Below are 15471 nucleotides of genomic sequence, written 5' to 3'. Positions count from 1 at the left end.
CTACATCACTCCTAGCGCTTTTAACATTGGTTTGAATTTTAAATCTGTTTCTTCAAATTCTGAAATTGCATTCGAATCTTTAACGATGCCACAACCAGAATATAATGTTGCTGCATTTCCTCTTACAAGCATTGAGCGAATTGAAACAACAAATTCCCCATTATTATCTAAATCAATATAACCTAAAGGTGCACCGTAGAAACCTCTTGTACCAAATTCTTCATGCTCAATAAATTTAATAGCTTCTACCTTTGGAAATCCTCCAAGAGCAGGCGTAGGATGTAATTGATTTACGATTTCTAAAACATTTTCGGATAATAAATCTGCCTGTATCTTTGTATATAAATGATATAAATGTTTATTTGTTAAAATCGTTGGCTTTTTATCGTATTCCAATTGTTTAGTAAACGATTGGATATCATGAATAATACTATCCACAACATAACGATGTTCGAATTGATTTTTAGAATCATTTAAAAGTTCAGCTTTTAATTTGTTGTTTTCACTTTCATCTTCAGTTCTAACAATTGTTCCAGCTATTGCATTGGTATATAATTTTCCATTATCTATTTGACAAAGTTGTTCAGGTGTTTGTGATATGAATTGTGATTTACCAGATTCAAATAATAATAAATAGCTAGATTCATTGCTATCAAGAGATCTTTGCAAAGCATCTTCAACATCAACATCATCTTGAAATTCAATTTTTCTTCTTCGAGATAATACAACTTTTTGCAATGCAACTGACTCATTCATCAATGATACAACTTTTGTTACTAAATCTTTCCATTCTTCACTTTGAATGTCTTTATTTTCTACAACTGAAGGTTCTGATAATACTCCCGTTTGAGCTTTTGAATCGATAGCATTTAATATGCGTTCAATATTTTCTATATCAAATTTATTGTTATCGTCAGTATATGTTAAGTAACAACGACCATTTTCTTTTGTAATCAAAAATTTTGGTAAAACAAAATGACTCATTCCATAATCTTTCCACTCATTAGTTAAAGAATGCTCTGAAAATTGAAATCCTCCAAAGAATTTCAAATGATGTTTATCATCATGCATAATTACCGTACTTAACTGTTCTTTAATATTTTGCCAATACTCATAAATTTCATCGTGCTCTAAATGTGAGTATCTAGCTTCTAATAAATAGCCGATACCACACATTTCTAATTTGAAATCTTTTGACTTGTAATAAAAACGTTGTCCAATATAATTGATTTCTTCCCTTAATAAATGGATTAAATCTGGTTGATATTGAAGCTCAATTTCAACTGAAATATAATTTTTATTTCCATCGATTTCAGAAATCATTTTTTGCTTCAAATCGGTCCTCAAGGCCATTTCATTTCCACTTCTTTCCGAAAAATATCTATCTTCTTATTTTATCATTTTTTAACATAACATGCGTTAATATTGTACTTTATAAATAGAATATATATTAAAATATTACACAAATACAGTGATTGACCAATTGATGTCGAAAGCATATACTAATACTGTCAAAAATATTAATAAATAAGAGGTAAATAAATGTCACAAAATTTATCACAGCATTCAGGCATAAAAAAATATTATCATTTAATGAGGCCACATACGCTTACTGCTTCATTTGTACCAGTATTGCTAGGAACAGCGGCATCAAAGATATTTTTAACAGGTGCTGAAGCATCCATTAAAATTTCAGTAGTATTAGCTATGTTATTAGCAAGCATTTTAATCCAAGCAGCAACAAACATGTTTAATGAGTATTTCGACTATAAACGTGGCTTAGATGATCATACATCTGTTGGTATTGGTGGTGCTATTGTACGAAACGGTATGTCACCAAAATCCGTATATAACTTAGCCATAGCATTTTATATAATCGCAGTAATTTTAGGTATATATATTTGCATGCAAAGTACATGGTTATTAATACCAATCGGACTTGTTTGTATGGCAATTGGTTATTTCTATACTGGTGGACCTTATCCTATATCATGGACACCATTTGGAGAAATATTCGCCGGTTTCTTTATGGGATTCGTAATTGTAATGATCTCATTCTACATACAAACTGGTACATTAAGTTTTTATCCAGCATTATTAAGTATACCTGTATCTATCACAATCGGATTAATCAACTTAGCTAACAACATTAGAGACCGAGAAAAAGATAAACAAAGTGGTAGAAAAACGTATGCTATCTTAGTCGGAAAAAGAATTTCAATTATGACTATGGCTATTTTATACATTTTCTCATATGTGTTTGTCATTTACTTAGCATTATTCAAGCCGTATGGATCAATATTATGGTTATTAGTGCTTATTTCAGCACCATTCCCAATTAAAGCAGTACGTCGCTTTAATAAGAACGATACACCGCAAACAATGATGCCTGCGATGGCAGCAACAGGTAAAACAAACACAATATTTGGTTTACTATTAGCACTTGGAGTTTATATTAGTGGCATATTAGGCGGCTTATAGTTATTTGAAAAACGATCTTGGACAAAAATACTAACTCAAAATAAATAAGCATATCACTAAACTGATTTTTTAAAGTTTACCGTGATATGCTTATTTTTTATACAATCTTGAGATTTTGTTCGTGCATGCTTGCCTAGGGGTATGGTTCGAGCCTGTAGTCTCTCACACATACTATTCCCTTAGGCGTCAGCACTTCACAAAATCGCTCTCAATAACTATTTTTATATAATCTTACATTATTGTACGTGCTTGCCTAGGGGTATGGCTCGAGCCTGTAGTCTCTCACGCATACTATTCCCTCAGGCGTCAGCACTTTACAAAATCGTTACTAATATCTTTTTTTATACAAAAATAAAGCACTTTCGTATAATTTAATTAATTATTTAAAAATCGGATAATATCTTTTTCTACTTTATCCTTATCAGCACTACGTGTCATAAGATGCGTAGCTTTTTCATAAGAAGTAAGCAATTTATTATGCGTGCCTACTTCTCTATAAATATTTTCTGCACTCTTTTGATAAGTTATTTGATCTCGTTCACCATACATTATAGAAATTGGTATTTGAATAGATTTCAAATTTTTCATCGTATTCTCAATAAATTTCGTAAAAACATGTGCACCTTCATTATAATCATCAATTAAAGCAAGTTGTCTTTCACTTTCTTCAGTTTCTAAATTTTGAATTTGATTAATTCTTTTCCCATAACTGTATAGTCTTCGTTTTATATCGGCACTTGTACGATTATTAGGTACTGACATAACTAGACATTTTTTAATATCACATGTTTCAGCTAGTCTAAGAGACATTAATCCTCCTAAAGACACACCGAGAACATTTATATCTTTATAGCCCTCATCTACTAAAAATTGATAACTATCCTGAGCTTGTTGCCACCAATCATCTGTATTATATTTCATTAATGACTCGACACTTAAGCAATGTCCTTTATACGCTGGTATATAGCAAGTGTATCCAACTTCATTTAATGAGGTCGCCAATTCTTTTACATCTCGAACTGTTCCAGTAAAAGAATGTAATAACAATACAGCTTCACTTCCACCTTTTAAATACACATTACGCGCTTCTTTTAACTTCAACAACACAATCACTCCGCTACTTGTTTTCTATAATCTTTTCTCCATATAATAGTTCGTTGTTTCAAATCCCATTTTTTCATATAATGAATAAGCAATTTTATTGTGGCCAAACACATGTAACTTTATGCTTTCAATGTTATGACTTTTGCAATATTTATCTAAAGCTTGCATCGTTTCTTTCCCTAACCCTTTTCCTCTATGTATTTCTTCTATTTTTATATCATAAATAAAACTTTTCAATGTATTATCTTTTTCAAAAATATGTAACCATAAAATTCCAACTTTTTCATTACCTGAATGTACATTGAAAATTTTATGACCTTCCGTATTCAAACCCTGTGGTAATAATTTTTCAAAATACGCTCTACCTTTACTGTCAGCTTCATCTTTATCCCATGTATCATTCTTCACCTGTTCATCCGAAAACTCTTTAAGAGAAATTTCGTAAAAATTTTTAAATTCATGCTCTTGCATTAACTTTAAATTAACACTCATAAAAATCCCCTTTTCAGTTTATATTTAGCTTCATTATACACATATAAAATCATTACACATACAAAAAAAGCCTGCAACCATAACGGTTACAGACTATATGACGGAGATGGAGGGATTCGAACCCTCGCGCCGCAGAACGACCTACACCCTTAGCAGGGGCGCCTCTTCAGCCAACTTGAGTACATCTCCATGGCTCCACAGGTAGGACTCGAACCTACGACCGATCGGTTAACAGCCGATAGCTCTACCACTGAGCTACTGTGGATTAATATGATTTAATCAAGCACAAGTACTATTATATCAACCATCACAATATTTTCAAGTGAAAACTTAAAAAAATTAACGGAACATTTACACTTTAGTGGCACTTGTTCCGTTAATGTTCACTTTGACTCTCTAATGATGATTTTTAAGATACATCTTTATAACATCCAACACACTATAACCATCTTGCGTCAAATCAATATTGGGTGTATTTAACTGTTTTATAAAAATATTATTTCTATGATTCTTATAATATAAACATGTACAGTTCAAATATTGATGATTAATTACATGAAAAGAAATTGGGAATACAAGTGACTGATCTTGCTCTAGAAATATTTTAGTTTTATTACCTTTGAATTTCGAGAAATGTTTAACATAGAGTAAATTAATCCATGTGTTGTCAGCAGATCTTTCGGAATGAGTACAGAAAAAATAAGTGGATGTTACAGGAGAAACTAAAATTGGAGGTTTACTAGTAATACTAGTTAGTCGCTTAGTGAATAATTTCCTTTCTTGAAAATGTTCTCCATAAAAGCGACAGGAATGATTCATAATTTCTTGAGGTCTCTGTTCGATAATAAAGGGTGATTTACCTGCTTCAGAAACCTCTGTATGAACAGTGTGTTCATTTACTTTAATACCCCTTATATACATTGTATTCTGTTTTATTACATACTTTTTCATCGCAAACTCCTCTCAGTGATAAATTTTTACTTTTATATCTATCTAAATTAAATATAATATATATTTAATTCTTAGTCAATATTTTTCTTATGAAATTCTATTGTTTTTCTATAAATTCTAACCTGTTATTAAAAGGATCATATAAATGTAGTCTTTTAGCACCTGGAAATCGATTATCTGTCTTAAAATCTATTTTTTCTTCTGTTAAGTGTTCAATTAAATCTTCGAGATTTTCAACATTAATTGCTGGGTGTGCCTTTTTAAGAGGTATAAAATTTTCTTCGATGCCGATATGCAAATCAATATTGTTAATATTAAACCAAACTCCACCATTACCTTTTAAAGATTCCGGTTTTTCAACTTCATTAAATCCTAATTGATCTACATAAAACGCTCTCGCCTTTTCCTCTGATCCTTTTGGAGCTGACAACTGAACATGGTCCCACATTTTTAGCTTATACATATTAATATCTCCTTTTTATTCTCATGTTTAACTTTCAAAGTATTATTTTTACAATAAATCACACCCCACTAATGTGGCTATGAGCATAATAATTTGAAAATTATAAATACTAAATTATAATGTAATTATAAAGTTAGTTTATCAATAAATTCGTTAAAAAGAATTACTTTTTTAAAATTTCTGAATATTCATTGCATTTAGAAAATAAATACGCTATAATTTTAACAAATAAAGTCAAGGGGTTGTTTAAAATGAAACAATATTCTCAAGTTAAGCATCAGAGTTTAGAAACTTTCGTTAATAACTTAAATGATTTATCTGTAGAACTAGTCATAGATTCTGCTTTACGTGAAAATCGCAAACGAGAATTGATGGCTTTAATCGATGAAGCACTTTTGAATCGTAACAATACTTTATTTGAACAATATAGTGCAGAATTAATACAGTTGGAGGATTTACAATCGTGAGTTATCATTTAAAAATTAACACATAAAAGAGACGACTTTTGAAAACATTCAAAAATCGTCTCTTTTATTTTTTATAACATTAAGTTAATAATTTCTTCTTTATCTATATCTCCAAAGTAATGATATGCATCAATATCTTTTAATGCTTCTTTTATAGAAGACTTTTGATGTTGTACGCCTATTAAAGCTTCTTCAATATCATTTACATTTCCCACTCCAAAGAAGTCTCCAAAGATTGCTGCATGTTCTATTATACCTTTTTTGACATCTAATTTTATTTGAACTAAACCTCTATCAAATTTATGGCTTCTTTCAAAGTTGTATTTAGGGTTTTTCCCATAATTCCATTCCCATTTTTGATATTTATTTTTGCTCAATTCATTAATATTATCCCAGTCTTCATCAGTAAGATGGTACTCCTCTACTTCTTCACTACCTTGTTGTTTGAAAATTGAAGTTAGTATGCGTTGTTTAAATGTTTCAATATCCATTGGCTCTTCTAAAAATTCTTGAATATTAGCAACTCTTGATCTAATAGATTTAATACCTTTAGATTTAATTTTTGCTTCATTAACTCTTAAAGCATTTACAACTTCTTCAATTTCACTATTTAACATTAAAGTACCATGTGAGAACATTCTATCTTTTTGTTTTACCATTGCATTACCAGAAATTTTCTTTTCTCCGACTTGAATATCATTTCTACCTGATAATTCAGCATTAACACCCATTTCATTTAAAGCATCTACAATAGGTTGTGTAAATTTTGCGAAGTTATGGAAACTATCTTCATCATCTTTCGTAACGAAACTAAAATTCAAATTCCCTAAGTCGTGGTAAACTGCCCCACCACCAGAAATTCTTCGTACAACTTTAATATTATTAGCTTCAACATACTCTTGATTTACCTCTTCAATAGTATTTTGATTTTTACCAACAATAATAGATGGTTGATTAATATAGAATAAAAAATAACTATCATCTTTAGGAAGCGAAGTAAGTACATATTCTTCCATTGCTAAATTGATCATTGGATCGTTTATTCCATTATTACTTACAAATTTCATTTATATTTCCTCCTTATTTTTCCCCTTGTTGCCTTACTTTAATATTACCATATGTTTAAATAATAATATGAATGATATGTTTGTGATAAAATAGATGTATATCTTATTATTACTTTATAAATGAACCGTTATTTAGTATAATATTTCATAGTATTATTTAGGAGGAATATCATGACAATCGCAGAAGTTGGAAATATCATAGAATTTCAAGATGGCTTAAGAGGTAGAGTTGAAAAGATTAATGAAAACTCAGTTATAGTAGACATAACAATCATGGACAACTTTGAAAGTTTAGAACTACCTGAAAAAACTGTAGTAAATCACAAGCGTTATACTATAATTTCTGAAGAGGGATAATAGTGAAAAAACAAATTAATCCTCAATTAATATGGTTCATATCGAGTTTTATTATTTTTCACTTTATTTTATTTTTAATGCAAGGTGAAAAAGAAGTATTCTGGTACTTATATACTGGCATTATGATGATTGCAGGCATTAGCTATGTCTTTTATCAACGCGAGATTAAGTCTAAACGATTATTACAATCAATAGGATATGGTTTAATTGGTGCAGTATTGTTAGTTATACTTCAACTTTTATTATCCCAAATTTATAATGGTTTATCGTATGCATCATTATTAAAAGAATTAATGCACGCAGGCGTTTTTTATAAATGGCAAATGTTAGTAACAATTGTTATTGCGATACCTTGTCACGAGCTTTATATTAGAACGATATTACAAAATCAACTACAACTTAAATTGTCACGACCTATTGTTGCAATCGTTGTAAGTGCTTTTGCTTCTAGTTCACTATTTTTATATTTAGGTAATTTCGCTATATTCATTTTTATATTTTTAGCTCAATTAATATTATCTACTTTATATTTCTACACTAAAAGAATCGTAACTTCATATATCGCTCAAGTAGCAGCAATAATTATACTTGTAATAATATTTAGTTAAAAAATCCAAACACAGCAGTGTTTGGATTTTTTTATATTTATTTACTTACTTTGTTTATTTTTTTGTCGGCTAACGATTAAGAAATATTCAACTAACTCCTTCGAACTCGACATGTCTTATTATTCAATTTCAAAATTATGTTCTAGCTCGAATTTACCTTTAGTTTCCCCTATTTCTTCCACCATATATTCAATCACAGTTTTTTTAGATCTTTCATATGTTGATTCTGAAATAATCTTATTAACATGTCTAAATAAGTAATCTGTCATGATTACATTATAACTGTCTTCTAGATTTATATTATAAAGTTCAACTCTATTTCCTACAGGTTTGTTTAAGTCAATTTTATACTTAAAACCTTTCCATACTGTCATTAATGTTGGCTCTAAAATTTCTTCGTTATACTTTATTGTTCCTTCTTCTTTGTACATTGCTGTTGCTGTTCTTTCTAATATACGTTTAATTTCAATACCAGTTAGTTTTATTTTGACTGGTTTATCTGTATGAACATAAGATTTATATATATCTTTAACTTTGAGTTCTCCTCTTAAACCATTACCTAATGGGTTTCCAATATGTGCACAAATAAAGTCTATTTCTGTAAATGCTTTACTCATACTATTTTGAATTAACTCAATAAATTTATGTGGCTTAATATATAGGTCAGTTAATTGCTTATAATCTAGTACTACAGGCATATCCGTTACATCTTGTTCCGACCAATGTTGTACTGCTTTTTGGTCGAAATAAGTTAACTCTAGTAAATCCCTATCTTCTGGATAACTAGAAAGTTCAACATGTTTAATTGATGTATCAATAATTTCAACTGAATTAGTTCTTTTTCTAAATTGAATCGACATATCTACAATATTAGTCGCATCTTTACCTGGTTGTATAAATTGAGTTTCTGCAACTTTTAAATCCACGACATGTTCTTGGTGACCTGTAATAATGACGTTAACGCCTTCTGTACTTTTAATCATGTTTTCAGCGTTATTACTATAATATGATCTATAATTATTTTTATCAGTGTAAGTGTTTAACCCACCATGATATAGCATAATTAAAAAGTCAGGACTTTCTTTTTCGTGCAAATATCTTACCCAACGTTTTGCTGATGCCATTGATTCTCCAACAATAACTTCATCTTCGAATTCTATATTTTTATTTTCCATTAAGCCACTTGAAGTAAACCCAATTATACCAATTTTAATACCATCAACGTATTTGATTGTGTAAGGTGTAGTAAAATAAGGTTCTTTTGTTTTACTATGTTCTATATTAGCTGCAAGCCATGGAAATCTACTTAGGGCAATAGACTTATTTAAGAAGTCTAAGCCGAAATTAAATTCATCAGGACTAACACCACTTGCATCAAATTGCATTTCATTCATAATTTTAATCATAGGGTTTCTTTTGTATGGTGCAATTTGTGCATAATAAAAAGCAAACATTGAACCCGACAACATTCCACCATTATCCAATAATAATACACGATGGTTTGCTTTACGTTTATGTTTTACGTAAGTAGCCATCTTTAATATATTTCCACTTATACCACTTCTACTAATTCGACCATGTAAGTCAGAAGTAGCTAATAAATCAATCGTAATGATTTCATTCGTATTCAATGCTATTCCCCCTCTTTCTTTTATATTTTACCATTTTTAAAAAATGATATGTCTTTTTAAACTAATTTGAATATTGATAATGTAATTTTATTTTATGTTGGCAATATTAGTTAATCATAATATACTCAATTAAGAGTATATATACATAGGAGACTAATATGAAACCTTTTAATAAAATTATCATACTAAATATTGTTTTTGCACTTATCGTTTCTATATTAATTGGTGCACTCATTAGTAAAAACTATAATAATAGAATTAATCAAAGATTTGATACTACTAAAGAAATTATTAACTTAAAAATCGATACATTCATAAGCGAATCAAACAGTATTTCTGAATCTTTAACGACTATTTTATCTAATAGTAACGATGAAAAATTTATTAATCAATTTTTAAAAGATAATCATACTAGATATACTTGGATAGATCATATTTATATTTTGAATAATAAAAATCAAATCGTCTATGACTCTAAAGGACCAAACTATACATCAATAGAAGACTTTAATCAATATAAGTATCACTTCCCATTTACTCAAAAATCCACATTAAGCAGTAAAAAGAGATCACTAGACAGACCTAAAACATTATTACTTACAAATCGATTAAAGATTAAAAATCAAGACTATACTGTTGCTGCAGAAATAAATATGAATTCATTTAAAAATGAAATAAAGTTAATTGCTAAGAGGTTCCAAATACAAGTACAAGGTATAGATGGTACTCAAATTTATCAAGTCGGCAAATCATATAAACATACAAAAACAATCACTTATTTTTACAATAACTTACCTGTCACAATTAGCATTACTGGACAATATAGTTTTATAACGCGCGTAATTTTACCAAGTATATTTATTTTCTTAGTTATTTTCTTAATATTAACAATTTTAACTTTAATATTTAAAAGTCGTTCAGATAGATTAGAACATGAAAAGTTAATCGAACAAGCAAATAATGAAAAATTGCGACTAATAGGAACATTGGCTGCAAATACCGCGCATGAAATAAAAAACCCTTTAACGAGTATTAATGGATTTATAGAACTCACTAGAATGAAATATGATCAAAACCAGCAAGATAACCATTTTAATATTATTACCGAAGAATTAGATAGAATTAATAACATCGTTACACAATTCTTATATTTAGGTAAACCAACAAACTTAGCTTACACAAATGTTAATATTAGCCAGACAATCAAAGATATAGAGCAATTTTTAAAGTATGAATTAGAACAGAACAACATAAATATTTCTTTATCATTACCAGAAGAACCCATTTATGCCTTTTTATCTGAAGACCAATTAAAACAAATACTGATCAATTTAATTCAAAATTCTAAAGACGCATTAACTGACGTACATAATGCTTCAATAGAAATTCAACTACTAAAGACAAATACAAAACAAGTAAAATTAGTATTTAAAGATAATGGAATAGGCATGTCAAAAGAAGTTCAACAAAAAGTATTTGACCCCTTCTTTACTACAAAAGATTCAGGTAGTGGACTAGGACTTTATTTAAGTAAAAAATTAATTGAAGATTGGGATGGTACAATAAGCGTGGCTAACAATACTGAAGGCACAACTTTTATTATTATGATACCTGTAGTTAAGCATATTTAATATATAAATAAAAAACTGGGACAAGTTATTGTCCCAGTTTTTTAACCTATTTGAATTCGTTCTTTTGGATAGTGGAATTTATCAGGCGTTGATTTACCACCTAACATAACTACGAAACATAGTAGCCCGACACGCCCAATGAACATAAGTATCATAATCACGATTTTCGAACCTAATTGTAAATTATCGGTTATACCCATTGATAATCCACATGTACCAAATGCTGACATTGTTTCAAAAAATATTGAAAGTAAATCATGTTTACCGTCTTCAAATCGTACTACAGATAACACACCAACAAATGTGATAGCTAAAGCCAATGATATAACGGCAAATGACCTTTGTATATCTAAAGGATGTATCTCTCTATTAAATGCTTTTATCGTTGTACGGCCATTACTAAAATTGACTAAATAAAGAACAAGTATTGCAAATGTTGTTGTTCTTATACCTCCACCTACTGAGCTTGGTGATGAACCAATGAACATCAATCCACCTAGAAAGAAATTCGTTGCTTCAGTAAACTGTCCAAGATCTATTGTAGATAATCCTGCGCTTCGTGTTGATGAAGACTGGAACATAGCATAAAAGATACCTTTGTGCCACGAAATGTCTTTAAATGCATTTGAAAACTCAAATAAATATATTACAACTGTTCCTAATAAAAACAAGAACAAATAAGTCGCACTTGCAATTTTAGTAAATAATGAAAATCTAAAGTTCGGATGCGTATTTCGCATATATGTTTTTACTTCTATCAATACTGGAAATCCTATTGCACCTAACATGATAAGTAACATTATAATCGTTTGAACGAAGTAATCATTTGCATATGGTGCTAGCGATTCCCCAGTGATATCTAAACCACCATTCGTTGTAGCAGATACAGATGCAAAAATACCATGGTGTATCGCATCTTTAACAGAGCCGATATCTTTATAAAAATAAAAAGATAATAATATCGCTCCAATTGCTTCTATCATTAATATAGTTCTAACAATATCTAATATTAATTTAACTACGCCATTCATAGCATTTGAATTACTATCTAGCATAATGAGTTGTCGTTCTCTTAAACCAATATGCTTTCCTAGTATTACCCAAAGTAAAGTACCAATCGCCATGACACCTATACCGCCAATATTAAGTATAATTAATATTATTGCCTGTCCAAACATTGTAAATGTATCTTCAATTATAACGGGTGTAAGCCCAGTCACACTTACGCCAGATACCGCTACAAATAGCGTATCGACAGGTGCAATTTTTACACCAGGTTTAACTACATAAGGTAAATTCAATAATAAAAAGGCGACAATGATTGCGCCCAAATAATATAATACAATACCTTGTTGTGGAGTCATTTTTTGAAAAAAGTATTTTATAATGGACACAAATTGTCACCTCTATTTATTTCAATGTTAATGTTTTAGTAGTTTCTTTACCATCTCTAATAAGTTTCAAATCAACTTTTTCACCTATTTTATGATTATTATATAATTCTTTCCTAAATTCAAGATTATTTTCAATTTTTGTATCATCAATGCCTACAATTACATCGTTAAACTTAATCCCTGCTTTATCAGCATTACCATCTTTAGTAACACCCGTTATCGCCATACCTGATTTATATTTATCAGGTAAAGTTATTTGAGATTTTTCGCTAGAGCTTAATTTAGTATAATTTTGAGCCATTATACCTAGTTCAGGACGTTTAATTTCACCGTCTTTTTCTAAAGTATTAATGTAATCAGTTGCTTCGTTTGATGGAATAGCAAATGCCATCCCTTCTACATTTGGCATATCAATCTTCAATGATACTATACCAATAAGATTACCTTGTGAATCTAATATTGGGCCACCCGAATTACCTGGATTGACTGCAGCATCTGTTTGAATTGCTTTAATTTCCCAATCATACTCGTCATCCCCATTAAAATCAACAGGAACTTTTCTATTTAAGCCAGAAACTACGCCAGTAGAAATACTATTTTGGAATTCTGCACCTAGAGGACTACCAATAACAATCGCTGTTTCACCTAATATTAAATTATCCGAGTCTTCAAATTTAATAGATTTAAATTTATCATCTTTTTCAATAGGCACACTTACCACTGCTATATCTGACCATTGATCAGTACCTAAAACTTTACCATCATATTTCTTACCGTTTGCAGTTGTGATAATCGGTTTTTTATCGCTTGAAACAACATGTGCGTTTGTTACTATGTATGCTTTATTATCATCAACTTTATAAACGACGCCAGAACCGACGCCGCTATTTTCTTCTTTTTCTTTTTGTGAAGATTCAGTCTTGCTAGATATATCAGAATCTTCATGAGAAACACCTACTACTGAATGCTTAGATTTTTCTACTGCTTCCATTACATTTGTAATAGGTTTTTGGAATCCTTTTTGAGATTGTTGTTCTTCAATAGTCTTTCTACTTTCATTTGGAGGGTTCACATTTTGGAAGATACTCCAAACTAAAATAAAGATTAGTATAATGGCTAAAATAATCGCAATTATTGGCCAATGTTTTTCAATTTTAGATAAAATAGTATTCAAAACATTATTTTTATTTTGAGATTTTTCTTCAACCTTTTCATCATGTATTGCACCAAGTTGCTTATTAGTTTCAAAATCATTGTCCTTAGCAACATGTTTTTTATCTTTATTATGACTTTCATTTCTCACTTTTTTATAATTTATTTCTTGAATATCTTCTTCATTATCTACATCAACTTTGTCATTATCTAATTCACTTTTATTATCAGCTTTGATATCTACTTCCGTATGACCTTGTTGTGTAGCAGCTAATCTATCATCATCTAAATCAATCGTTGGGTGTGATTTAGATTCTTCTTTTTGCTTTTTAATTTCTTCTTTAGTTAATTTTTCAATACGAGCTTTTTGCATATTTTCTTTAACACGCAATTCATTTTTCTTCTGTAACTCTAACTCGTTTGCTCTTTTTATCTCATTCTCTTTTCTCTCTTGTTCAATTCTTTTCTCACGTTCTTCATTATGAAAAAATTCACGTCGTTGTCTCTTATATTCATTTCTAGGAATGACATGTTTTTTTCGTGACATTTATTGCCCTCCTCAATCTAAACACTTAATGTATCTATTATGCCATATAATATTAAAATTATTAACACAAAACCATTGTATTTCTCTACATTATACACCTATTTTTACATATATTTACTAAATAGCTAAATAACTTGAAAACTAAAGAAATTACTATCATAAATTGAGAATTAGCTAAGGTTGAAATTACCTCATTTTTCGAAAAAATAAAAGAAGATGTAAATTAAGAAGGCTGAGACAATTCATTGTCTCAGCCTCATATCATGCTAGTTATTCATTTGTTTTTTTGTTGTTACGGACTGATGTAATCCAGCCGATCACAACTAACAATAATAATACTGTCCAGAATATTGACTGCCACAATATACCGTGTGGGAAGTCATGTGGTAATACTTTAATTTCATCATGTGCTAGTACGATTACTAATAATTTGATACCTACCCAACCTACGATAGCAAATGCTGCTGCTTCTAGGTTCGGATATTTATTTAATAATTCTACAAAGTATGTTGCTGCAAATCTCATGATGATTACACCAATCATACCACCTACGAACATAACACCGAATTGACCAGCATCCATGCCTCCAAAGTCTACACCTAATGCTGGTAGTGTAACTGCTATTGCAAATGCAGCTAACATTGAATCAATAGCAAATGCTATATCTGCGAATTCTACTTTTAATACTGTCATCCAGAAATTCTTTTTCAACTTATGATGACCTTTTCCATCTGAAGGGAATTCTGATTCTGTAAAATCTTCTTCTTCTTCTTCGATATCATCTGCTGTCTTAATTTTTTCGTCTTTATGTTTCTTGAAGTCTATCAAGTTCTTAATAGACATGTAAATTAAGTATATAGCTCCTGCTGCTTGTATTGGCCAGAAGTTAGCTAAGAAACTAATTAAGAATAATGATATGAAACGGAATACGAAAGCACCTAACAAGCCATAGAATAATGCTTTTTTCCTTAAATCTTCTGGTAAATGTTTAACCATTACCGCCATTACAACAGCATTATCTGCTGCCAACAATCCTTCTAGAAAAATTAATACGATTAATACCCAACCGTAACTCAAAAATAAACTCGGATCCATCTTATTCACTCTCCATTTTTTTCTAATAAAA

15 protein-coding genes and 2 tRNA genes are annotated in these 15471 nt (G+C 29.8%); 5 read left to right on the top strand and 12 right to left on the bottom strand.

All coding sequences use genetic code 11. The annotated features are described in order from the left end of the window. Positions 1-1353: an isochorismate synthase gene (locus LQ608_RS06065; protein WP_239750738.1), complete on the bottom strand. Its 1353-nt coding sequence runs from the start codon at positions 1351-1353 to the stop codon at positions 1-3. A gap of 189 nt (positions 1354-1542) precedes the next feature. Between LQ608_RS06065 and LQ608_RS06060 the strand changes: the two genes are divergently transcribed. After that, positions 1543-2481, top strand: coding sequence for a 1,4-dihydroxy-2-naphthoate polyprenyltransferase (locus LQ608_RS06060; protein ID WP_107509600.1), 939 nt, complete (start codon positions 1543-1545; stop codon positions 2479-2481). 375 nt (positions 2482-2856) lie between these two features. On the opposite strand, the gene LQ608_RS06055 is transcribed toward LQ608_RS06060, so the two are convergent. The 6 genes from LQ608_RS06055 to LQ608_RS06030 all read right to left on the bottom strand — a co-directional run bounded on the left by LQ608_RS06055 (position 2857) and on the right by LQ608_RS06030 (position 5491). After that, positions 2857-3585: an alpha/beta hydrolase gene (locus LQ608_RS06055; RefSeq protein ID WP_239750736.1), complete on the bottom strand. Its 729-nt coding sequence runs from the start codon at positions 3583-3585 to the stop codon at positions 2857-2859. A gap of 24 nt (positions 3586-3609) precedes the next feature. After that, entirely contained in the window at positions 3610-4077 is a 468-nt protein-coding gene (locus tag LQ608_RS06050; RefSeq protein WP_239750735.1) for a GNAT family N-acetyltransferase, read from the bottom strand. Between the two features lie 101 nt (positions 4078-4178). Then, positions 4179-4266 (bottom strand) — tRNA-Ser (locus LQ608_RS06045). Position 4267: 1 nt separating this feature from the next. Next, a tRNA-Asn gene (locus LQ608_RS06040) sits at positions 4268-4342 on the bottom strand. Positions 4343-4473: 131 nt separating this feature from the next. Further along, complete coding sequence (locus LQ608_RS06035; protein WP_239750732.1) at positions 4474-5028, bottom strand: competence protein ComK; 555 nt, start codon at positions 5026-5028, stop codon at positions 4474-4476. Positions 5029-5125: 97 nt separating this feature from the next. Beyond that, a complete protein-coding gene (locus LQ608_RS06030) occupies positions 5126-5491 on the bottom strand; it encodes a VOC family protein (RefSeq protein WP_239750730.1) in 366 nt (121 codons plus the stop codon). 251 nt (positions 5492-5742) lie between these two features. Here LQ608_RS06030 and LQ608_RS06025 point away from each other — a divergent pair, with 251 nt between their 5' ends. Continuing rightward, the gene (locus LQ608_RS06025) at positions 5743-5958 is read left to right on the top strand and encodes an IDEAL domain-containing protein (RefSeq protein ID WP_078356717.1); all 216 of its coding nucleotides are present in this window, start codon (positions 5743-5745) and stop codon (positions 5956-5958) included. Positions 5959-6029: 71 nt separating this feature from the next. Here LQ608_RS06025 and lplA read toward each other — a convergent pair whose 3' ends face one another. Next, the gene (gene lplA / locus LQ608_RS06020) at positions 6030-7025 is read right to left on the bottom strand and encodes a lipoate--protein ligase (RefSeq protein ID WP_078356716.1); all 996 of its coding nucleotides are present in this window, start codon (positions 7023-7025) and stop codon (positions 6030-6032) included. Positions 7026-7196: 171 nt separating this feature from the next. Here lplA and LQ608_RS06015 point away from each other — a divergent pair, with 171 nt between their 5' ends. After that, positions 7197-7382, top strand: a complete 186-nt coding sequence (locus tag LQ608_RS06015) for a YkvS family protein (RefSeq protein ID WP_025905642.1) — start codon at positions 7197-7199, stop codon at positions 7380-7382. 2 nt (positions 7383-7384) lie between these two features. Next, positions 7385-7990 (top strand): CPBP family glutamic-type intramembrane protease, encoded by a 606-nt coding sequence (locus LQ608_RS06010; RefSeq protein WP_078356715.1) that lies wholly within the window; start codon positions 7385-7387, stop codon positions 7988-7990. A gap of 119 nt (positions 7991-8109) precedes the next feature. Here the strand turns inward: LQ608_RS06010 and LQ608_RS06005 are convergent, their stop codons facing one another. Next, positions 8110-9621: a bifunctional metallophosphatase/5'-nucleotidase gene (locus tag LQ608_RS06005; RefSeq protein WP_239750729.1), complete on the bottom strand. Its 1512-nt coding sequence runs from the start codon at positions 9619-9621 to the stop codon at positions 8110-8112. Positions 9622-9779: 158 nt separating this feature from the next. Between LQ608_RS06005 and LQ608_RS06000 the strand changes: the two genes are divergently transcribed. Beyond that, a complete protein-coding gene (locus LQ608_RS06000; protein ID WP_239750727.1) occupies positions 9780-11252 on the top strand; it encodes an ATP-binding protein in 1473 nt (490 codons plus the stop codon). A 41-nt stretch (positions 11253-11293) separates the two neighbouring features. Here the strand turns inward: LQ608_RS06000 and LQ608_RS05995 are convergent, their stop codons facing one another. The 3 genes from LQ608_RS05995 to LQ608_RS05985 form a co-directional block, all read right to left on the bottom strand. Further along, on the bottom strand, positions 11294-12646 hold the full coding sequence (locus tag LQ608_RS05995; protein WP_239750726.1) for a TrkH family potassium uptake protein: 1353 nt from the start codon (positions 12644-12646) through the stop codon (positions 11294-11296). Between the two features lie 16 nt (positions 12647-12662). Continuing rightward, complete coding sequence (locus LQ608_RS05990) at positions 12663-14345, bottom strand: S1C family serine protease (RefSeq protein WP_239750723.1); 1683 nt, start codon at positions 14343-14345, stop codon at positions 12663-12665. Positions 14346-14615: 270 nt separating this feature from the next. Continuing rightward, positions 14616-15440, bottom strand: coding sequence for a TerC family protein (locus LQ608_RS05985; protein WP_239750721.1), 825 nt, complete (start codon positions 15438-15440; stop codon positions 14616-14618). Positions 15441-15471 lie beyond the last annotated feature (31 nt).

It is taken from the genome of Mammaliicoccus sp. H-M34 (assembly GCF_022386495.1).
Classification (GTDB): domain Bacteria; phylum Bacillota; class Bacilli; order Staphylococcales; family Staphylococcaceae; genus Mammaliicoccus; species Mammaliicoccus fleurettii.
This window is presented reverse-complemented; position numbering and strand designations above follow the sequence as displayed.